Source organism: uncultured Winogradskyella sp. (assembly GCF_947498005.1).
In the GTDB taxonomy this organism is placed as follows: Bacteria; Bacteroidota; Bacteroidia; order Flavobacteriales; family Flavobacteriaceae; genus Winogradskyella.
Genome location: NZ_CANMIW010000005.1, coordinates 299,695 through 319,439, shown reverse-complemented (window position 1 = coordinate 319,439; position 19,745 = coordinate 299,695). Strand labels below are relative to the sequence as shown.

The 19,745-nt window shown below is 31.7% G+C and carries 21 protein-coding genes; 8 read left to right on the top strand and 13 right to left on the bottom strand.

Annotation, left to right across the window (positions count from 1 at the left end; translation table 11 throughout):
* Window positions 1–43 precede the first annotated feature (43 nt).
* Window positions 44–457 (top strand): hypothetical protein, encoded by a 414-nt coding sequence (locus Q0891_RS11535; RefSeq protein ID WP_299101748.1) that lies wholly within the window; start codon window positions 44–46, stop codon window positions 455–457.
* Here Q0891_RS11535 and Q0891_RS11530 read toward each other — a convergent pair.
* From Q0891_RS11530 to rpsA, 6 genes are all read right to left on the bottom strand, one after another.
* Window positions 454–1,359, bottom strand: coding sequence for a ribonuclease Z (locus Q0891_RS11530; protein ID WP_299101747.1), 906 nt, complete (start codon window positions 1,357–1,359; stop codon window positions 454–456). The genes Q0891_RS11535 and Q0891_RS11530 overlap by 4 nt on opposite strands.
* Window positions 1,360–1,415: 56 nt before the next feature.
* Window positions 1,416–1,748 carry a ribonuclease Z gene (locus tag Q0891_RS11525; protein WP_299101745.1) on the bottom strand — a complete coding sequence of 111 codons (333 nt, stop codon included), beginning with the start codon at window positions 1,746–1,748 and terminating at the stop codon, window positions 1,416–1,418.
* A gap of 3 nt (window positions 1,749–1,751) precedes the next feature.
* Window positions 1,752–2,681 (bottom strand): aspartate carbamoyltransferase catalytic subunit, encoded by a 930-nt coding sequence (locus tag Q0891_RS11520; RefSeq protein ID WP_299101743.1) that lies wholly within the window; start codon window positions 2,679–2,681, stop codon window positions 1,752–1,754.
* Between the two features lie 66 nt (window positions 2,682–2,747).
* Window positions 2,748–3,287 carry a bifunctional pyr operon transcriptional regulator/uracil phosphoribosyltransferase PyrR gene (gene pyrR, locus Q0891_RS11515; RefSeq protein WP_299101741.1) on the bottom strand — a complete coding sequence of 180 codons (540 nt, stop codon included), beginning with the start codon at window positions 3,285–3,287 and terminating at the stop codon, window positions 2,748–2,750.
* Window positions 3,288–3,387: 100 nt separating this feature from the next.
* On the bottom strand, window positions 3,388–3,864 hold the full coding sequence (locus tag Q0891_RS11510) for a hypothetical protein (protein WP_299101739.1): 477 nt from the start codon (window positions 3,862–3,864) through the stop codon (window positions 3,388–3,390).
* Window positions 3,865–3,950: 86 nt separating this feature from the next.
* Window positions 3,951–5,780 (bottom strand): 30S ribosomal protein S1, encoded by a 1,830-nt coding sequence (gene rpsA, locus Q0891_RS11505; protein ID WP_299101737.1) that lies wholly within the window; start codon window positions 5,778–5,780, stop codon window positions 3,951–3,953.
* A 410-nt stretch (window positions 5,781–6,190) separates the two neighbouring features.
* Between rpsA and Q0891_RS11500 the strand changes: the two genes are divergently transcribed.
* On the top strand, window positions 6,191–6,568 hold the full coding sequence (locus Q0891_RS11500) for a LysM peptidoglycan-binding domain-containing protein (protein WP_299101736.1): 378 nt from the start codon (window positions 6,191–6,193) through the stop codon (window positions 6,566–6,568).
* Between the two features lie 73 nt (window positions 6,569–6,641).
* Here the strand turns inward: Q0891_RS11500 and cmk are convergent, their stop codons facing one another.
* From cmk to lon, 4 genes are all read right to left on the bottom strand, one after another.
* On the bottom strand, window positions 6,642–7,331 hold the full coding sequence (cmk, locus tag Q0891_RS11495) for a (d)CMP kinase (protein ID WP_299101734.1): 690 nt from the start codon (window positions 7,329–7,331) through the stop codon (window positions 6,642–6,644).
* A gap of 16 nt (window positions 7,332–7,347) precedes the next feature.
* The gene (porQ, locus tag Q0891_RS11490; protein ID WP_299101732.1) at window positions 7,348–8,379 is read right to left on the bottom strand and encodes a type IX secretion system protein PorQ; all 1,032 of its coding nucleotides are present in this window, start codon (window positions 8,377–8,379) and stop codon (window positions 7,348–7,350) included.
* A 73-nt stretch (window positions 8,380–8,452) separates the two neighbouring features.
* Window positions 8,453–9,238 (bottom strand): LysM peptidoglycan-binding domain-containing protein, encoded by a 786-nt coding sequence (locus tag Q0891_RS11485; protein WP_299101730.1) that lies wholly within the window; start codon window positions 9,236–9,238, stop codon window positions 8,453–8,455.
* Complete coding sequence (gene lon / locus Q0891_RS11480; protein WP_299101729.1) at window positions 9,222–11,675, bottom strand: endopeptidase La; 2,454 nt, start codon at window positions 11,673–11,675, stop codon at window positions 9,222–9,224. The genes Q0891_RS11485 and lon overlap by 17 nt, the downstream gene beginning before the upstream one ends.
* A gap of 229 nt (window positions 11,676–11,904) precedes the next feature.
* Here lon and Q0891_RS11475 point away from each other — a divergent pair, with 229 nt between their 5' ends.
* Genes Q0891_RS11475 through Q0891_RS11460 form a run of 4 tightly spaced genes read left to right on the top strand, consistent with a single transcriptional unit; the run spans window position 11,905 to window position 14,872 of the window.
* Window positions 11,905–12,459, top strand: a complete 555-nt coding sequence (locus tag Q0891_RS11475) for an RNA polymerase sigma factor (protein WP_299101727.1) — start codon at window positions 11,905–11,907, stop codon at window positions 12,457–12,459.
* A gap of 7 nt (window positions 12,460–12,466) precedes the next feature.
* Entirely contained in the window at window positions 12,467–13,030 is a 564-nt protein-coding gene (locus Q0891_RS11470; RefSeq protein WP_299101725.1) for a hypothetical protein, read from the top strand.
* Window positions 13,008–14,096: a hypothetical protein gene (locus Q0891_RS11465; protein ID WP_299101723.1), complete on the top strand. Its 1,089-nt coding sequence runs from the start codon at window positions 13,008–13,010 to the stop codon at window positions 14,094–14,096. Before Q0891_RS11470 ends, Q0891_RS11465 begins: the two co-directional genes overlap by 23 nt.
* A gap of 50 nt (window positions 14,097–14,146) precedes the next feature.
* The gene (locus Q0891_RS11460; RefSeq protein ID WP_299101721.1) at window positions 14,147–14,872 is read left to right on the top strand and encodes a head GIN domain-containing protein; all 726 of its coding nucleotides are present in this window, start codon (window positions 14,147–14,149) and stop codon (window positions 14,870–14,872) included.
* A 197-nt stretch (window positions 14,873–15,069) separates the two neighbouring features.
* Here the strand turns inward: Q0891_RS11460 and Q0891_RS11455 are convergent, their stop codons facing one another.
* Complete coding sequence (locus tag Q0891_RS11455) at window positions 15,070–16,602, bottom strand: polyamine aminopropyltransferase (protein ID WP_299101775.1); 1,533 nt, start codon at window positions 16,600–16,602, stop codon at window positions 15,070–15,072.
* A gap of 34 nt (window positions 16,603–16,636) precedes the next feature.
* Between Q0891_RS11455 and Q0891_RS11450 the strand changes: the two genes are divergently transcribed.
* Window positions 16,637–17,197, top strand: a complete 561-nt coding sequence (locus Q0891_RS11450; protein ID WP_299101719.1) for a hypothetical protein — start codon at window positions 16,637–16,639, stop codon at window positions 17,195–17,197.
* Window positions 17,160–18,341, top strand: coding sequence for a glutathionylspermidine synthase family protein (locus Q0891_RS11445; protein WP_299101717.1), 1,182 nt, complete (start codon window positions 17,160–17,162; stop codon window positions 18,339–18,341). The genes Q0891_RS11450 and Q0891_RS11445 overlap by 38 nt, the downstream gene beginning before the upstream one ends.
* A 459-nt stretch (window positions 18,342–18,800) precedes the next feature.
* On the opposite strand, the gene speD is transcribed toward Q0891_RS11445, so the two are convergent.
* Together speD and Q0891_RS11435 are read right to left on the bottom strand one after the other, a co-directional pair.
* The gene (gene speD / locus Q0891_RS11440; protein WP_299101715.1) at window positions 18,801–19,166 is read right to left on the bottom strand and encodes an adenosylmethionine decarboxylase; all 366 of its coding nucleotides are present in this window, start codon (window positions 19,164–19,166) and stop codon (window positions 18,801–18,803) included.
* A 27-nt stretch (window positions 19,167–19,193) separates the two neighbouring features.
* Window positions 19,194–19,733, bottom strand: a complete 540-nt coding sequence (locus tag Q0891_RS11435) for a hypothetical protein (protein ID WP_299101713.1) — start codon at window positions 19,731–19,733, stop codon at window positions 19,194–19,196.
* Between the last annotated feature and the right edge of the window lie 12 nt (window positions 19,734–19,745).

Below are 19,745 nucleotides of genomic sequence, written 5' to 3'. Positions count from 1 at the left end.
TAGCTTTAACGAATAACCACCCTTAAAAATATAATTCCCTTAAATGCATTTTGAAAATTCCCTTTTATCCAAATCCCTTAATTACGAAAAATTAACCCTAGATTTTGGCATAATCTACTTATTTGAAGATTACTACATAATGGAAGTAAATGAAGGTATTCATTTTAATTCATCTAAACTTAATCAGTTGCTAACCGAAATTAGAGCCCATTACGGCAATCATAAAAAACTAGCCTATATTGCCAATCGCGTTAATTCTTATTCAATTGACCCTATTTTATGGTCTTATTTTGATAAAGATGATAGCATATTAATCGCTGTGTCAATTGTTAGTTATTCGGATAGGTCCTTTATGAATGCTAAAATTGAAAAGCAATTAGCAGCCATAAGTATGAAACGAGCTACAAGCTTAGAAGAAGCTATTGGTTGGGTACAAGGATTGTCTGAGTTGAATTAAAACTCGAAAGATTTTCCATCTTTTGATAACAATACATTATCAAAAACGGTTTCAGCTTCCATTTTAAATAAATTATAGTCGTTATAGCGGGTAGAATAATGACCAAGTATTAAAGTTTCTACCTTTGCCTTCTTGGCAATTGTAGCGGCTTGGCTGGCTGTACTATGTTTTGTTGGACTACAACGTGCTTTATCTTTTTCTAAGAATGTAGACTCATGATACAAAACAGTTGCTTCTTCTATAGTAGGAATGATAGCCTCATTATATACTGTATCACTGCAATAGGCGTAGCTCTTTGCCTCTACGGGATCTTTTGTAACCTTTTCATTACTGATTAAAACACCGTCCTCATTTTCTACGTCAAACCCTTGTTTTAATTTCCTGAAATATGCTTTGTTTATATTAGCTTCATTTACCAAGTTAATATCTAACTTACGTTCATTATCTTTTTCCTTAAATAAGAAGCCATTAGTATAAATTCTATGTTTTAAAGGAATAGTATGCACTTCTACTTTATCATCCTCGTAAATTAATTGAGAATCAGTAGCGCTTAATTCATGAAAAATAAGCTCATATCTTGTCCAACCACCTGCTAATTTCATTTGCAGTGTTATGACTTCTTTAAGGCCTTTGGGTGCATATATATGAAGCTCGGTTTCTCTGGTTAATAAACTAAATGTGTTCACTAAACCAATTAATCCAAAGTAATGATCGCCATGAAGATGCGAAATAAAAATATGCTTAATTCTTGAAAACTTAACCTTATTACGTCTTAACTCAACTTGAGTACCTTCTCCACAATCTATAAGAAACATATGATTTTTGATCTCTAGTACTTGAGATGTAGGATTAGTATTAATACGTGGTGTTGCGCTATGGCAACCTAATATGGTTAATTTCATTTAATGTTTTTATTGTAAGGAATAGCAGTGTTTATTGCCATTCTGATCAAGGGTTTTTAAAACCCTAAATCGCGTTCCATATCTTCCATTTCAATAATATCGTATGCTTCTTCAATTGTAGGTACTACAACAATCTCATCTGGTATTTGATCTATTTCTACTTGCGCTGAAACAACAACAAAACTTTTTTTGTCAGCACGATGATTATTACTTAATCTTAAAAATTCAATAACATCTTCTAATGAAATTTTATCTAAACTAGATAATCTTACTATTAAGTGGTAGTTTTTATATTTATCGTAAGCTTGCTCTATATTATTTACCAAAGTTTTTACAGAGGCTTTTTCTTGAGCAATAATTGTAGTATTACCGTCTCTATCTATTATCATAATTTATTGTTTAATTTTAGAAGCTAATAAATAAATCACTGCCATCCTAACGGCTACACCATTTTCAACTTGATTTAAAATAATGGCTTGTTTAGAATCTGCAACATCACTTGTAATTTCTACACCTCTATTTATTGGTCCAGGATGCATTATTACAATCTCTTTATCTAAACTATCTAACAGTTCTTTATTAACTCCAAATTGCTGTGTATATTCTCTAGTAGAAGGAAAATAACTAATATCCATACGCTCATTTTGTACGCGCAACATATTAGCGACATCGCACCACTCTAATGCTTTTTTTAGATTGGTTTCAACTTTAACTCCTAAGTCTTTTATGTATTTGGGCAATAACGTTTTTGGTCCACAAACCATCACGTTTGCACCTTGTAATTGCAAAGCATATATATTTGAAAGTGCGACTCTACTATGCAAAATATCACCAACAATAACCACATTTTTACCTTTAACACTTCCTAATTTTTCTCGTATAGAATAAGAATCTAATAATGCTTGTGTAGGATGCTCATGTGCACCATCACCAGCATTAATAATACTTGCGTTAACATGTTTAGATAAAAATACACCAGCTCCTGGATTGGGATGACGCATAACTACCATATCTACTTTCATAGACAAAATATTATTAACAGTATCTATAAGCGTTTCTCCTTTTTTTACTGAAGATTGTGAAGCCGAAAAGTTAATTACATCTGCAGACAATCGTTTTTCTGCTAATTCAAAAGAAAGTTTTGTTCTGGTTGAATTTTCAAAAAACAGATTAGCAATAGTGATATCTCTCAATGATGGCACTTTTTTGATAGGTCTATTGATTACCTCTTTAAACTGATCTGCAGTTTCAAAAATAAGGTTGATATCTTCTTTAGTGAGATATTTAATTCCTAATAAGTGATTAACACTTAATTCGCTCATTTTTATTTGCTTTTAACTATTAGCTATTCGCCTTTGGCATTTCACTTTATATATTATGCTATAACTTTACTTGTTTACCAAATATACGGCATCTTCATCTTCATTTTCTAGCCACTTAACAATTACCTTTTGGTTATCAATAGCATCTACTTGTCGTCCTCTATAATTAGGTTGTATTGGTAAATGTCTACTAAAACGTCTATCAATTAAAGTTAACAACTCAATATCCTTAGGCCTTCCAAAAGACTGAATTGCTGTTAGTGCAGATCTAATACTTCTACCGGTATATAAAACATCATCAATAAAAACCACGTTTTTATCTTCAACTATAAAATCAATAATAGTGGTATTAGCTTCTAATGGTTTTTCTCCTCTTCTAAAATCATCTCTAAAAAATGTAATATCTAAATGGCCAAGTTGAATATTTTTTATCTTATAATCTACGGTAAGAATTTCCGCTAAACGATCAGCTAAAAATTTACCTCTTGGTTGAATACCTATTAGTACTGTTTCAGAAAAATCATCATGATTCTCAATGAGTTGACAAGCCAATCTGTGAAGGGTAATATTGACTTCTTTAGAGTTAAGTAGTACTTTGTGACTCATATAGTTTCCAAACGTTGTTGGTTTACAAAGTTAGGATAAAAATATTTGTTTGCAATGGTTTTTCTTGCAAAGACAAAATGTAGATTAGAACTTATAAAAGCTAATTTTCATCTTTTAGTCTAGGTCTTAAACTTAACAGTCCTGAACTTATTAATCCGCCAACAATAAACCCAAACAATAAATAGTATTCAAAATTAAAGTCATCTAGAGCATACGATAGTTTATAACGATCTTGAGTTTTTATACTAGTTAAAACCATTAATTTCTCATAAATATATACGCCTCTTAAAATTGAAAATAAGCTTCCAAAAAAGGCCATAATAACTAATATATATGCACCATCAAACCAAAAGCTAATTTTGAACATCTTTTGAATATTATAATATAGCGCAGGAATACAACTTAAAATTATAGCAAAAACCAACCGTGTAACAAACCTAGAACTAATACTGTTACTTACCAATTCAACATCATGAAGACCAACTATGTTAATTACAATTACAAAAAAAGATTGGTAGCAAAAAAAGCCAATTATAAATAGTAACAATGATGATAAAACGTAGTATATATTTTTCATATCATTAAATATAAAAAAGCCTCTCAAAAATTGAGAGGCTTTTATCATATAGATTAATGTGATTCCTTTTTTCAAAGGAATTGGGATTATTTCTTCCCGTCCATTTTATCTTTAAGCGCTTGTAAAGCATCATTTGCATCACCTAAAGTTGGCTTAGCTTCTGCCGCTTGAGCTTCCTGTTTTCTAACAGCTTGCTTAACGATTTTAGCTTCTTCTTCTCTAAATACTGCTGTATGAGATGCTACAACACGTTTGAATTCTTTATTAAATTCAATGATCTTGAATTCTGCTTCTTCACCTTTACCAAGTTTAGAACCATCTTCTTTCTCTAAGTGACGTGCTGGTACAAATGCAACGATATCTTCGTTAAAGTCAATAGTTGCGCCTTTGTCTACCATTTCTGTAATTGCTGCAGTATGTGTAGTACCTAAAGCAAATTCAGTTTCGTACTTATCCCAAGGGTTATCAGTAGTTTGTTTATGACCTAAAGATAATTTACGTCCATCTACGTCTAATTCTAATACCACTACGTCTAAGTTATCACCTACGTTACAGAACTCAGATGGATGCTTAATTTTCTTAGTCCAAGATAAATCTGAGATGTAAATTAATCCATCAATACCTTCTTCTAATTCAACAAAAACACCAAAGTTTGTAAAGTTACGTACAATACCTGTGTGCTTAGAACCTACAGGATACTTAGTAGTAATATCTGTCCATGGATCTGGCGTTAATTGCTTAATACCAAGAGACATTTTACGATCTTCTCTATCTAAAGTTAAGATAACAGCATCGATTTCATCACCTACTGAAACGAAATCTTGAGCTGAACGTAAATGTGTTGACCAAGACATTTCACTTACGTGAACTAATCCTTCTACACCTTCTTCTACTTCAACAAAAGCACCGTAATCAGCGATAACTACAACTTTACCTTTTACTTTATCTCCAACTTTTACAGTTTCACCTAAAGCTTCCCAAGGATGCTTAGATAACTGCTTAAGACCTAATTGAATTCTTGATTTGTTTTCATCAAAATCAAGTATTACAACATTTAATTTCTGATCTAACTCAACAATCTCATTTGGATGGTTGATACGAGACCAAGATAAATCTGTAATATGAACTAAACCATCTACACCACCTAGATCGATAAACACACCATAAGAAGTAATGTTTTTCACAATACCTTCTAATACTTGTCCTTTTTCTAGTTGACCAATGATTTCTTTCTTTTGTTCTTCAATATCAGCTTCAATTAAAGCTTTATGAGAAACAACTATGTTTTTGAATTCATGGTTGATTTTCACAACTTTAAATTCCATAGTTTTATTTACGTACTGATCGTAATCTCTAATAGGCTTCACATCGATTTGAGAACCTGGTAAGAAAGCTTCTATACCAAATACATCTACGATCATACCACCTTTAGTTCTACATTTCACAAAACCGTTAACGATTTCGCCAGTATCATGTGCATTGTTTACACGATCCCATGCTTTAATTACTCTCGCTTTTCTGTGAGATAATACTAATTGACCAGTTGCATCTTCACGCACATCAATTAATACTTCAACTTTGTCACCAACAGCTAAATTAGGGTTGTAACGGAACTCGTTAAGAGAAATTACACCTTCTGACTTTGCGTTAATATCAATAATTGCATCACGATCTGTGATTGTAATAACAGTACCTTCTACTACTTCGTCATCTAAAGTGTCAACGAAATTTTCTGATACTAATTTTTCAAACTCTTCTAATTTAGTGTCCGCAACTTGCTCAATTCCTTCTTCGTAATTGTGCCAATCGAACTCTTTTAAGAATTTTTCTGGATTTGCTTGAGCTTCAGAGATTACTGGAGCTTGAACTGCTTCAGTTGCTTCAACCTCAGCTTGATTTGTTTCTTTTTCAGACATGTGTGCTGAATTAAAATTTGTATTCTGTATATTTTGAAAACAATAGTGGAAAAATCTACAGAAGATATTAATTAAAATTATATCAAATCCTTTTTATTTTCTATTATCCACTAAAAAGGTGCGCAAAAGTACAACATTTATAAGTTTATCACAAGACAAATTAAAGTAAAAGTATCACTGAGCCACAATGATTTATAAAAAATTTAGTCTTTTTAGCTTTTGAATGACATTTTACTGATAAACACAAGTGAATCATACATTTCATTCTATAACTTTATTTTAAAAATAAGTGACCTAAGTCTATTTATTGTTTCATATTAAATAGAATATCAAAATGATGAAATTAGCACAAAACTTGGCACATATTTTGGTATCTTTACAATACTATTAACAATTAAAATATTTAAACAATGGTTAAAGCAAAATACCAAGGCGTATTAGACTTAGGAGAAAAATTGAACATTCAGAATGGTGATGTTAGCGAAAAAGATGGTGTATTACAGGTAACTGGAACTGCAGCAACTCAGTACGAAAAAAACCTAATTTGGGATAAGATTAAAGAAGCAGGTGGAGACAATCCAGCTGATATTATGGCAAATATTAAAGTTGCAGATGAGTCTGTATATGCTAGACATACTGTTGCTTCTGGTGAAACTTTAGGAAAAATTGCTAAGCACTACTATGGTGATGCAATGAAGTACAAAGAGATTTTTGCTGCTAACTCTGATTTACTTAAAAATCCGGATGTTATTCACCCAGATCAAGAATTAATTATTCCTAACCTATAATTTGGAATAAATATAATTATAGAAAAAGCGACCTAAGGGTCGCTTTTTTATTACAATAAAATAGTAAAATACTTTATTTCGATATGATGTCATCTGCTAATTGTATCAATCGATTCAGTTGACTTTCTATAGTTAAATTAGAATTATCAATCTCAATAGCATCATTTGCTTTCACTAGAGGAGAATCCTCTCTTGTAGAATCTATATGATCTCTTGTTGTTACATTTTCTAAAACATCTTCGTAACTTAGGTTATGACCACGATCTAGTAATTCTTTATAACGACGTTTTGCTCTAGTTTCTGCAGAGGCCGTCATAAAGATTTTTAATTCTGCGTCAGGAAAAACAACAGTTCCAATATCTCTGCCATCCATTACAATCCCTTTATCTTTGCCCATGAGTTGTTGTTGCTCAACTAATTTTCGTCTTACCTCAGATAATGTAGCCACAGGACTTACATATTTTGAAACTTTAAGTGTCCTAATATCTGATTCAATATTTTTTCCGTTTAAATACACTTCAGCGAATCCCGCTTTTTCATTAAACTTAAATGTAATAGTAATTTCACTTAATTTATTAATAAGATCATCCTCTTTAAAAAAGCTATCTCCAATACATTCGTTTTCTAATGCAAAATAGGTAACAGCTCTATACATCGCTCCTGTATCTACATAAATATAGTTGAGTTGTTTAGCTAATTGTTTAGCAATTGTACTTTTTCCTGTAGATGAAAATCCATCTATAGCAATGACAATTTTTTTCATTGACGTGTTGTTTGTTTTATCTTCTTCTACCATCTAAATCAATTTGAAGTCCTAGAAAACTCGTATTAGAAGCTCCTGTATATCTCGCATGTGTATAACTTAAACGCATTTTATTGAGCTTAATACCTACGCCAAACGATAAACCAGAAAAGTTTCTCTGATCAACTATTCGTAATTCTTCTGCGCGTCTAAAGTTATAACCAAATCTTAAATTAAAACCTCCTTCAGGAAATAATTCTGCTCCTAAAATAAGATGTCGTAACCCTTTATTAAAAAAGCTTAATTTTTCTTCCGTTTGGTTACCATCTAAATCTGTGGTTGCTCTTGCCGGATTTTCTACAGAAATTGGCCATTGTTGCAAGTTCTCTAGAGTGACATGCCAACGCAACGGCATATTCTCTAAGGTTTGAGACATGCCAAAATTAATCTCAAATGGTAAAGGCTCGTGTTGACCAGCATAAGTAGAAAACTGCGTCCCAACATTTCTTACTGTTAATGCCGCATGAAAATCTAACTTTTCATTAATATACATTACGCCAAAATCTAAGGCTCCACCAACCGAATTATATTGTTCTAATAAAGATGTAATAAACTTAATATTAGCACCTACATAAAAATCTGAATATGGAATTTGATAATTATACCCAAATGAAATTGCTGTTTCATTGCCACTAAACGTTCCTGTAGAATTCCCATTTAAATCATAACCATCAAACGAGCCATAATTAATATAGGTTACACCAAAATGAAAAGTTTGCACATGTCTATCCCAAGTATAAGCATATGCTGCAGTTCCGTAGCTGATTCCTCCTAAGTAATTTGAGTAATTCACGGCCAACTGATTATTCATTTGATAATTTATTGAAGCCGGATTGTATAGTGCTTCAGTAACATCATGATCGAAATTAGTAATAATTTTCCCTCCTAATGCTGCCTGTCTCGGAGACGATACTAAGTTAAGAAATTGATAAGTTGATTCTCCACCTAATTGTGCGAACACAGGCAATGCCAATAGCATTAAAAATAAGGTGAGAATCCTCTTAATCATAGATTTTGCAAAATAACTAAATCTATCTTAAAACGATGATATGATTTTTTTATTTTTTGAGTAGAAAATATTTCTATCGTAACTGTAATTCTTGGCCAACAGTAATAAGATTACTCGTTAATCCATTTAAACGCTTTATTTCGTTAACCGTTGTACCATTATTGAGTGCAATTCGATATAAATTATCTCCATTTTTTACTACATAAAATGAAGCGCCATTAGTAATATTAGATGTTTCCGATCCATTAACACGAAGTCTTTGACCAACCCTAATCACATTTGAAATTAAATTATTCATTCGCTTCAACTCATTAACACTTAAGTTAAATCGATTGGCCAAACTGAATAAGGTATTACCGCGTTCAACAATATAATAATCTGAATTTGCGTTTTCTGAGCTAGAATTACTAGTATAAGTGATAGCTTCAACAGCATCAAAATTAACTACTCTTAATTTTTGACCCACATTAATTAAAGTTGTTTCTAAATTATTTGCTGCCTTTAACTCACTTAAAGAAACATTATACTTTTTAGAAACATCAAACAACGATTCGCCTTCTTTTACTATATAAAAATCTGACTCCTTTACTGTATTACTTACGCTATTTTCAGTTTGATTATTGTTGCTAGAATCAGCAGCATTAACTACTGATTCTTTTACAACTGTTTCTACTTTATCTTTTGGCTGCACTAGCTTTACTTCTCCAGTTGCAACATTTAGTTTAGCTGGTTTCCCGTCTAAAAAAACATCTTTATACTCAATAGTATTTTGTGCAACTATTGAGTCTTGTGCAAATGCACATATACTAGAAAATCCGAGGGTAATAATGGATATAATTAATCTATAATTTTTTTGCATTTTTTACTTTTTGCTTGGTAAGAGCCAGCTTTAACACATCACTCATATCTGTTACGTAATGAAACGTTAGGCCTTTTAAATATTCAGGTTTAATTTCTTCAATATCTCTTCTGTTGTCTTCACAAAGCAAAATCTCTTTAATACGAGCACGTTTAGCTGCTAAGATTTTTTCTTTAATTCCACCAACAGGTAATACTTTACCACGTAATGTAATTTCGCCTGTCATTGCCAAGCTCTTCTTAACTTTACGTTGCGTAAACAAAGATACTAAAGAAGTTAACATAGTAACACCTGCACTTGGTCCATCTTTTGGTGTTGCTCCTTCTGGCACGTGAATATGCACATTGTATTTGGCAAATATTTCTGGATTAATACCAAACTCTTCTGCATTGGCTTTAATGTATTCCATAGCTATAGTCGCAGACTCTTTCATCACTTTCCCTAAGTTACCAGTAATAGACAAAGCGCCTTTACCTTTAGATAAAATAGATTCTATAAATAAAATATCTCCACCAACACTTGTCCAAGCTAAGCCTGTTACTACACCTGCAACATCATTATTTTCGTACTTATCACGTTCTAATCGAGGGCTTCCTAAAACTTCAATAACATCATCATTAGAGATTTTGATATTGTAATCTTCTTCCATTGCAATATTCTTGGCAGCATAGCGTACCATTTTTGCAATTTGCTTCTCTAAGCCTCTAACTCCAGATTCTCTTGTATATCCTTCAACTATTTTTTCTAATTGTGGTTTAGCAATTTTTAACGCTTTGTCATCTAAACCATGCTCTTTTAATTGCTTTGGTAATAAATGACGTTTAGCAATCTCTACTTTTTCTTCAATAGTATAACCTGTAACATTAATGATTTCCATTCGGTCTCTTAATGCAGGCTGAATTGTATTTAAACTATTAGAGGTCGCAATGAACATAACTTTAGATAAATCGTATCCCATTTCTAGGAAATTATCATAAAACTCACTGTTTTGTTCTGGGTCTAAAACTTCTAATAAAGCAGACGATGGGTCACCTTGATGACCTGAAGATAATTTATCTATCTCATCTAATACAAAAACTGGGTTAGATGTCTGTGCCTTTTTTAAACTCTGAATAATACGTCCTGGCATTGCACCAATGTACGTTTTTCTATGTCCTCTAATTTCGGCTTCGTCTCTTAAACCACCCAAAGAAATTCTAACATATTCTCTACCCAAAGCTTCAGCTACAGATTTCCCTAAAGAGGTTTTACCAACACCAGGAGGTCCATATAAACACAGAATTGGCGATTTCATGTCGTTTCTAAGTTTTAAAACGGCCAAATATTCTATAATTCTTTTCTTTACATCTTCTAAACCAAAATGGTCTCTATCTAAAATTTTCTGAGCACGTTTAAGGTCAAATTTATCCTTGCTAAATTCGTTCCAAGGTAAATCTAAAAACAAGTCTAAATAGTTACGTTGAATAGAATACTCAGCCACCTGAGGATTCATACGTTGCATTTTGGCTAATTCTTTTTCAAAATGTTCCTTTACTTTATCGTCCCATTTTTTGTCTTTAGCACGTGCACGCATATCTTCAATCTCTTCACCAGAAGAAACGCCTCCACCCAATTCTTCTTGGATAGTTTTCATCTGTTGATGCAAGAAATACTCACGTTGTTGCTGATTCATATCGCTCTGAACCTTAGACTGAATATCATTTTTAAGCTCAAGCTTCTGATATTCTAGATTCATAAACTTCAATGTTTGAAGCGCACGTTCTTTTAAATCGTTAATCTTTAATAATTCTTGCTTCTCCTCTACTTTAAGATTCATGTTAGAAGACACAAAATTGATTAAAAACGAATTACTTTCAATATTCTTAATCGCAAAACTCGCTTCAGACGGAATGTTTGGACTTTCCTTAATAATCTCTAAAGACAAATCTTTTATAGAATCTATAATAGCCTTAAATTCCTCATTATCTGCTGCAGGTTTAGCCTCAGGAATATCAGAAATTGTTGCTGTTAAATACGGTTTCTCTGAAGTTACCTCATTTATAGCAAAACGCTTTTTACCTTGTATAACCACAGTTGTGTTACCATCTGGCATTTTTAGCACTTTTAAAATACGTGCCACTGTACCCGTTTTATAGATATCTTTTGCTGTTGGGTTTTCTACAGTTTCGTCTATTTGAGATACAACACCAATTACTTTTCCACCTTTATTGGCATCATTAATTAGTTTAATAGAAGCATCTCTACCAGCAGTAATAGGAATTACAACACCAGGAAACAATACCGTATTTCTTAAAGGCAAAATTGGTAACGATTCTGGCAAAGATTCGCTGTTTATTAATTCTTCATCTTCAGGAGTCATTAATGGAATTAATTCTGAATTCTCATCGAAATCCTGAAATGACAGATTGTCTAAATTTAAAAATTTTGATTTTTTCATATATATATTATGGTCATTCTGTCATAAAACCAAACAGAATAACATTATTTTAAATGTATTAAAATTTAACTTTATACTGAATATCAATTACTTATAAGATATTCAAAGTTATTCACACTATAGTAATTCCAATTGTTATGCCATTACCTTTATCACAGTTTAATTTTTTTTTCATTAAAACTGTAACACTTCAAAAAAGACGTCATCTATAAGTAAAAGCAATTGTTTTTTGACATCAACCAATCAAAATATCGAACAGTTATTAATCCTTTGTCAATCTGGTAACCAACGTGCACAGTTGGAAATTTACAACAGATATAACAAAGCGATGTATAACACAGCCATAAGAATTGTAAAAGATTCTTTTAAAGCTGAGGACATTATGCAAGAGTCGTTTTTAACCGCTTTTACAAAATTGAAGTCCTTAGAAGACACTAACATGTTTGGTGCATGGTTAAAACGTATTGTAATAAACAATAGTATTGGCTATTACAATAAAAAAGTAAGACAAAATGAAGTGCCTTTAGACGCTGTGATTTATAAAGTAGAAGATAACGACGGCATTGTTGAACCAGACCAGAATAATGAGAAAGTAAAACAAATTTTAGACGTTATGAAAACTTTAAAACCCAATTACAGTTTAAGCCTAACACTACATTTAATAGAAGGTTACGATTACGAGGAAATCTGCGAGATTATGAACATCTCTTATGCCAATTGCAGAACTTTAATATCGAGAGCAAAAGAAAGTTTGAGAAAAAAATTAGTACTAAAAGCATCTTAATTTAATTATGGAAAAAGATAATTTAGATAGTTTATTTGATAATTTGAAGGGTCAATTTGATATTGAAACCCCACAAACCAATCATGAACAACGATTTTTAGATAAATTGAAATCTAACGATATAGCTTCAATAGAAGTTAAAAAATCATCTGGTTTTAACTGGAAACCTTTTTTAGCCATTGCAGCTTCTATAATAATATGTTTAGGTCTTTTTACAACGTTACAAAATGATTCTGAAGATTTAGATTTAGCAAGTGTATCACCTGAAATGTCTGAAACACAAGACTTCTTTACAGTAACAATTGAAAACGAATTAAAAAAACTAAACGAAGAACGCTCACCTTTAACGGAGCAGATTATTAGTGATGCTTTAGCGCAAATTAAACTTTTAGAGAACGATTATCAAAAATTAAAAACAGATTTAACCGAAAGTGGAAAAAACCAACGTGTTATATATGCGATGATTTCAAATTTTCAAAACCGAATAGATATTTTAAATACTGTATTAGAACAGATTGAAGTAATTAAAGAACTTAAAACAAATACAAATGAACCTAAAAATACATTATAAAATTGCCTTTTTACTTTTACTCTTACCGAGTATTGTATTCGCAAATTCTGGCGAAGACCTCAAGAAATCTTCAAAAGAACGCAGCATAAAAAAGACGTTTAATGTCTCATCTAATGCCACACTAAAAGTAGATAATAGCTTTGGAAGTGTAGATGTAATTACCTGGGAAGAAAATCGTATTGATTTTGATATCCTTATTAAAGTTACAGGTAATAATGCCGATAAGGTTGAAGAAAAAATTGAAGGTATTAATATAGATTTCTCATCTACAAATGATTTGGTTTCGGCCATCACACACATTAGTAAAAACAAAAGTAGCTGGTGGAATTGGGGAAAAAACATGAATCTTCAGATTGAAGTTAATTATGTCATTAAAATGCCTATTTCTGGAAATGTAGACTTATCACAAGATTACGGATCCATTAACTTAGACCGATTAAATGGCGTCGCAAAATTAAGTTGTGATTATGGTAAAATTACCACTAAAGAATTAATGGCAGACAATAACGAAATCCGTTTTGATTATAGTTCTAATTGTTATTTTGAATACATAAAAAGTGGCGAGATAATAGCGGATTATAGTGGCTTTACCGTTGCAAAAACTAAAGATTTAATGATAAAAGCAGACTATACAAAATCTATTGTGGAAGTTGCAGAGCATGTAGAGTACAACTGTGATTATGGATCTTTAAAAGTAGATAATGTTAATAATTTTGAGGGCAAAGGTGATTATCTCACTCTGCGACTAGGCAATGTGTACAAGAACGTAAGACTAAACGCTAATTATGGTTCGTTAAAAATAGACCGAATGGCATCTAAAGCTGGCGATATAGATATTACAGCAGATTTTACTGGTATTACAATTGGCCATGACGCTAATTATAATTTCAACTTCGATATAGACTTAGAGTTTGCATCCTTGCGAGAATCTGATAGTTTTAATTTTACCAATAAAGAAATTGATCACACCGAAAAAAAGTACAGCGGTTACCATGGCTCTAAAGATTCTGGTAACTTGATTAAAATAAATTCTGAATATGGAAGTGTAACTTTTAAGAAGAATTAAATTTAATTAAAGACATCAATCAATTATAAATCAATAAAACATTAACTATTATGAAACTATTACAATCAATCACAGTTCTTGCCATTTTATTAAGTACAAGTTTATCTCATGCACAATGGGGAAAATGGAAAAAAATTAAGGGTAATGGCAATATTACCACAGAAACCTTTTCTACAACATCTTATGATGGTGTTAAAACAGCAGGATCAATGGACTTTAATTTAGTACCAGGAAAAGAAGGTAACATTACTGTTAAAGGCGATGACAACCTTATGGAATATATCTTGGTAGAAGTTAAAAACAACACACTTTCTGTACGTGTCAAAGATGGTTATAATTTAAAGCCAAGTTCTACTATTGTCGTAACTATACCTTACAAATCTATTAATTCTGTGTCACTTGCAGGTTCGGGAGATGTAAAAAATTCGGGAACGATAGAAGCAGATAAATTAAAAGTTTCTTTAGCTGGTTCAGGAGACATTGAATTAAGTATAGATTCTAAAATAACCGAAAGTAGTATCGCTGGTTCTGGCGATATTAAATTAGAAGGAAACACAACAGATTTAATTGTAAAAGTAGCTGGTTCGGGAGATTTTGAAGGCGATGATTTAGATAGTACTAATGTTACAGCTAAAATAACAGGATCTGGTAGTGCTGATGTCGTTTGCGATGGCGAATTGGTAGTTAGAATCACAGGTTCTGGTGATGTTAATTACTCAGGTAATCCAACAAATAAAGACACTAAAATTACGGGTTCTGGTAGCGTGAGCAATTAAACTGTTATAAATAAACAAAAGAAAGGATAAGCTTTGCTTGTCCTTTTTTTTTTGTTGTTATAATTTTAATTAATCGTTCAAGTTTAATAATTCGTTTTCTATATATGAATTCTGATTTAATTATGAGATTTCTCGTCGTTCGTTCCTCTCTCTGTCGAAATGACAATTAGGATTCAAAATAATAATTGTTCAATGCCTTACTTAGTCCCAGTTTGAAAATCAGCTTTCCATTTTCCCCAATCATCCAAAAAGTAATTTAGTATTATTGGGTTGTCTAAAGTATTTAGCTTTGTATCTGCGATTTTAATATCTAAAGGGAAGACAAAAGTTTGCTCAACTTGGTTTGGATTTAAAAATTTCAAGTCTTTTGGTAACGCATTTGGACTTAAACTATTTGTATTATTACTATTTTTAGCAATAATAAATCCCCAATCTCCAAATGATGGAATATAAGTATGGTAAGGCTCTACGGTTTCAAAAACAGATTTTAAAGTATTATTAATACAACTAAAAACGGTGTTAGAAAAGTATATCTCTCCTGCCTGTGTTACAAATACACCATCCCTTTTCAGATTTCTTTTCGCCATTAAAAAAAATTGCTTACTGTATAGTCTAGCAATTGCTTGATTGGTAGGATCTGGTAAATCTGCGATTATAATATCGTATCTCTCATCATTATTAAACAAAAACGTAAAAGCATCTTGAGCAATAAGATTTACTTTTTCATTTAATGCTGCATTTTCGTTTATTTCTTTTAAATATTGATTCTCTTTTGCCAAATAAAACATTGTACTATCAATATCAACAACATCAATTTGTTGTACTTTTTTATTTTTTAGCACTTCTCTGCTTGCTAAATTTTCGCCACCTCCTAAAATTAAAACACGCTTAGGATTATTATGCATTGCCAATGGCACATGGACTAAGGATTCGTGATAACGATACTCATCAGAAGATGCAAACTGAATCACGCGGTTTAAGTAAAGCCTGACATCATCACTATTTTTAGTCATAACAATTTTTTGGTAAGGGGTCTGTTCATTTAAAACAATAGGTCTTTTATAAATTTTCTGGTCCCAAACCTCTAAGAATCGTCCTCCAAATATGACCAATACCAATAAAACTGCAATCACAAGAAATCCGTAAATACTATTGCGTTTTTTATCTTTTAGAATTGTATAATTCAAAACGATGCCTAATAAAATATTAACTATCCCAAAGATTAACGAGGAATAATATAACCCAACAAAAGGGAGAATAATGAACGGAAAAATAAGAGTAGCTATTAAACCGCCTATATAATCTAGTGACAAAATATTGGACAAGTTATTCTTTATATTACTATCCTCTAATGCAAATGTTAGCAATGGTACTTCCATACCTGTTAACAACCCAATTATAAAAATGATAGCCAAGCAACTTATTTGTAAAACTGTAGGAGATACATAAACAAAAAGCATGTAAAGCAACGGAACCGAAATTCCACCTATAAATCCTAGGAGGTATTCTACATTAATAAAAAAAATGAGTGGTTTATGCTTGAGAAATTTAGTTAAAAACGCACCAATTCCCATTGAAAAAAGGTAAACACCTATAATTATCGAAAACTGTCTAACGCCATCACCTAAAAAATACGTAGCAGTTGTACTAATTAATAATTCATAGATTATAGAACATAATCCTGCAATAAATACAGCAAAAGGAATTATGGCTTTTTTTTTCATAAAAATTTGACTATGTTTGGTGTATAATAACTGCTCAAAGATGAAGAAAAATTTTATAACAGGTCTTGCTTTAACTAAAAAAATAACTTTAATAGCTGCGGTAACTGCTGCTTTAACTCTGCAAAGTTGTGGGGAAGAAGACGGGAGCCCAAGAATTAAAGATGCACAAGAAGAAACGATTTACGAATCTACTAAAGGTGTAATTACTGAAGTTGAAGAAGTTGAACCTGGAAATGATTATAAAATTCTTGATGAGCGTATTATAGACGAGAAAGAAAAGTCTATTGCTATTGTTCACACTTTGGAAGGTACAGTAGATACTTTATCTTTAAGAAAACTAAAAAATGACGAATCTTCGTCTTACCGTCACTCTGGTCTTAGAAGTATCTTATACTACTCTTTAGCTGCTTCTTATTTTAACAGAAACATGGGTAATGTTACACCTAAGCAAGGTAATTACAAAAATGCGTCAGCTTACAACAAGTCTACAGGTTTAAAAAATGATTTAAAGAGTTCTGCGACGTCACGTCGTGTGAGTGTTCCTGGTTCATCATCAAAAGGTTATGGCAGTGGAAAGTCGTTTAGATCATTTGGAGGATAGTCGGTTTAAGGAAATTAAACGCCTTAAAAAGAAACACACACCTAATCGTTTACATTGGTTTTTAGGGGAAGATTATTTTTCTCAAGAATTACTTGGTATTTACCGTTCTGAGGTAGAGCAATTGCGTCGTATTTCTGATGAAGCCTTCTACTTATTTCAACGTGCAACAGACAAAATAATTGCAGATAATAAATTAGGTGATTTAGGTATTCCTTTATCATTTCAAAAATGTATTATTCATAGCTGGAAAAATAAATCTAAGCATTCTTTTCTTTACGGACGATTTGATATTAATGGCGGATTAAAATCTGATTACGGCAGAATTATAGAATTCAATGCTGATACATGCAGTACAATCCCAGAAACACTTTTGTGGCAGCCACTTCAGTTAGCTGAATTAAAAGGCAATCCTCAAAGTTTTAATACGCTCAGTGACGATATAAAAATGACGCTTTCTAATTTAAAAGCGACATTAAATAAACCCAACCCAACTTTTTTAGGAACCTCATTTGGTTATGTTGAAGATGTAGAAAACGTTAATTGTATTATCGATATAGCTTACCAAGCAGGTTTTAAACCCTTATATTCTAATCTTGAGAATGTAGTTTTTTCAGATGAAGGTGTATTTTATGAAATTGGTGGTGAGTTTGAAGAGATAGATGTACTTTTTAAAATGGTACCTTGGGATTGGATGTTTAATGATGAGCCAGAATTGGCGCAAACGCTTTCTGAATTAATTATTAATGACAAAGTCGTTGTTTTAAATCCACCATTCACTGCCATTTGGCAGAATAAAAAATTCTTAGCGTATATTACTCAAAACTTTCCTAACAATATTTTAGCCGAAACCTATTTGCAACAAGAAGCACGATTGGGTGAATACGTTAAAAAGCCGGTTTACGGAAGATTAGGTGAAAATATTGCTATAGAGACAGCAACAAAAGCAAGACAAGAATCTAAAGGCGATTTTGGAAATCAGGATATGATTTTTCAAAAATATTACCCTTTAAATCAAGACATGGAAAAATACTATTATCAAATTGGTATGTTTTTCACTACAAAGGCTTCCGCAATTAACTTACGAGCGCAAGAGTCACAAATCATTACGGATGATTGTGAATTTATGTCACATTTTATAATTTAAAGAATCATTTTATTTAAGTATTGGCACAAATCCTCATTTCATTTTGAAATGAAACAGGCCATACTATTATTATTTATTTTTTGGCTCTCTTTTGGCTTTTGTCAAGATGATAAAATGACCTCATCAGAAATATTTGGTTATTGATAGTTTGATCACATTAATTCAGACTCGGACGATAGAATACATATATTTACGAGAGCGCAAAGCGATGAAGAAACCACACTTTATCATTTTAAAGAAAACGGCACATATAGTTTAGTGCATTATAATAGACGTAATAGATATATAAGAAAATGTGGAAATGAAATTCGTCCAAGGAACCAATTAGGGACTTTTCATATCAATAATGATAAAAACTATTTAGAATTGTATGATAATAATTCAAGAACTAACTAAAACTGGAAGATCGTTTGGTTAGATGAAAATTCTTTTGGTGTAATTCGCTAAAGGTTAAATGGTTTAATTTGTGATTACACCTATAGCTTCTCCCCTTTCAATCTGTTTAATAATGACTTTATCTGAACTGAAAGAAGACATTAATAACTTCTGAATTTTTTCGGCATTAAATGGCTTACAAGAAAATATATCTACCGCAGCAAATTGATGTTCTGGCCATGTATGAATACTAACGTGACTTTCTTCTAATAATATAAACCCAGTGACTCCTATTGGCTCGAACTGTTTAAATGACTCGTTGACTTTAGAGAGTTGCAACTCCATTACAATAGCATTTAATACCTCCTTAACTTTTGGAATAAAAGATAGAGAATCTGAATTACAGTTGTATACATCCCAAGTGATGTGTGTACCAAGCGAAGTTTTCAAAATAGATAGATTATTGGGACTAATTTATTATTCGCCAGAGTATGAACTCATCATTAAAGCCATAAATTCTTGTGGATCAAAGGCCTTTACTAAACTTGTGTAAGACTCGTCAGAATCTACCTCAACCATTTCTGGTAAAGATTCCCTTGGTCCATAATCCCAAGTTACTTCATTGATAACATCACTAATAACATCATAGTTTCCATTCATAGGAATACCTAAAAATGTTACTTCTTTGTTAGTTAGATTAGCAGCATAACTGTCTTGATACATTTCTGGTCCGTAATATTCGTCAGATAATAAGTACTCTGATAAAGACGGATTAATCATGTAAACAGATTCTGTAAAATTAAACTTAATAATACTATCGTTTTCTAATGTCAATTGATGCTCTCCTAAGCCCATTTCTACCCAAACCACTTCTTTTGGTGGCACTACAACTCTAAGGGTATCAACTACAACCTCAACAGAAAAATCAGTTGGATTGTCTATAGCTAAATCCACATTACTACTACATGATGTAAAAAAGATAGTAGTTAAAACAGAAAGAATAATAAGCTTTTTCATAAAAATAAAATT

What these genes read in the sequence shown, in the direction of transcription:
- Q0891_RS11445 (WP_299101717.1), top strand. Translation starts at nt 17,160, where the DNA reads ATGGCAGTGGAAAGTCGTTTAGATCATTTGGAGGATAGTCGGTTTAAG.
- Q0891_RS11525 (WP_299101745.1), bottom strand. Translation starts at nt 1,748, where the DNA reads ATGATAATAGATAGAGACGGTAATACTACAATTATTGCTCAAGAAAAA.
- pyrR (WP_299101741.1), bottom strand. Translation starts at nt 3,287, where the DNA reads ATGAGTCACAAAGTACTACTTAACTCTAAAGAAGTCAATATTACCCTT.
- Q0891_RS11465 (WP_299101723.1), top strand. Translation starts at nt 13,008, where the DNA reads ATGAACCTAAAAATACATTATAAAATTGCCTTTTTACTTTTACTCTTA.
- Q0891_RS11535 (WP_299101748.1), top strand. Translation starts at nt 44, where the DNA reads ATGCATTTTGAAAATTCCCTTTTATCCAAATCCCTTAATTACGAAAAA.
- Q0891_RS11460 (WP_299101721.1), top strand. Translation starts at nt 14,147, where the DNA reads ATGAAACTATTACAATCAATCACAGTTCTTGCCATTTTATTAAGTACA.
- Q0891_RS11435 (WP_299101713.1), bottom strand. Translation starts at nt 19,733, where the DNA reads ATGAAAAAGCTTATTATTCTTTCTGTTTTAACTACTATCTTTTTTACA.
- Q0891_RS11530 (WP_299101747.1), bottom strand. Translation starts at nt 1,359, where the DNA reads ATGAAATTAACCATATTAGGTTGCCATAGCGCAACACCACGTATTAAT.
- Q0891_RS11470 (WP_299101725.1), top strand. Translation starts at nt 12,467, where the DNA reads ATGGAAAAAGATAATTTAGATAGTTTATTTGATAATTTGAAGGGTCAA.
- Q0891_RS11520 (WP_299101743.1), bottom strand. Translation starts at nt 2,681, where the DNA reads ATGAGCGAATTAAGTGTTAATCACTTATTAGGAATTAAATATCTCACT.
- Q0891_RS11450 (WP_299101719.1), top strand. Translation starts at nt 16,637, where the DNA reads ATGAAGAAAAATTTTATAACAGGTCTTGCTTTAACTAAAAAAATAACT.
- Q0891_RS11485 (WP_299101730.1), bottom strand. Translation starts at nt 9,238, where the DNA reads ATGCAAAAAAATTATAGATTAATTATATCCATTATTACCCTCGGATTT.
- porQ (WP_299101732.1), bottom strand. Translation starts at nt 8,379, where the DNA reads ATGATTAAGAGGATTCTCACCTTATTTTTAATGCTATTGGCATTGCCT.
- Q0891_RS11500 (WP_299101736.1), top strand. Translation starts at nt 6,191, where the DNA reads ATGGTTAAAGCAAAATACCAAGGCGTATTAGACTTAGGAGAAAAATTG.
- lon (WP_299101729.1), bottom strand. Translation starts at nt 11,675, where the DNA reads ATGAAAAAATCAAAATTTTTAAATTTAGACAATCTGTCATTTCAGGAT.
- cmk (WP_299101734.1), bottom strand. Translation starts at nt 7,331, where the DNA reads ATGAAAAAAATTGTCATTGCTATAGATGGATTTTCATCTACAGGAAAA.
- Q0891_RS11510 (WP_299101739.1), bottom strand. Translation starts at nt 3,864, where the DNA reads ATGAAAAATATATACTACGTTTTATCATCATTGTTACTATTTATAATT.
- rpsA (WP_299101737.1), bottom strand. Translation starts at nt 5,780, where the DNA reads ATGTCTGAAAAAGAAACAAATCAAGCTGAGGTTGAAGCAACTGAAGCA.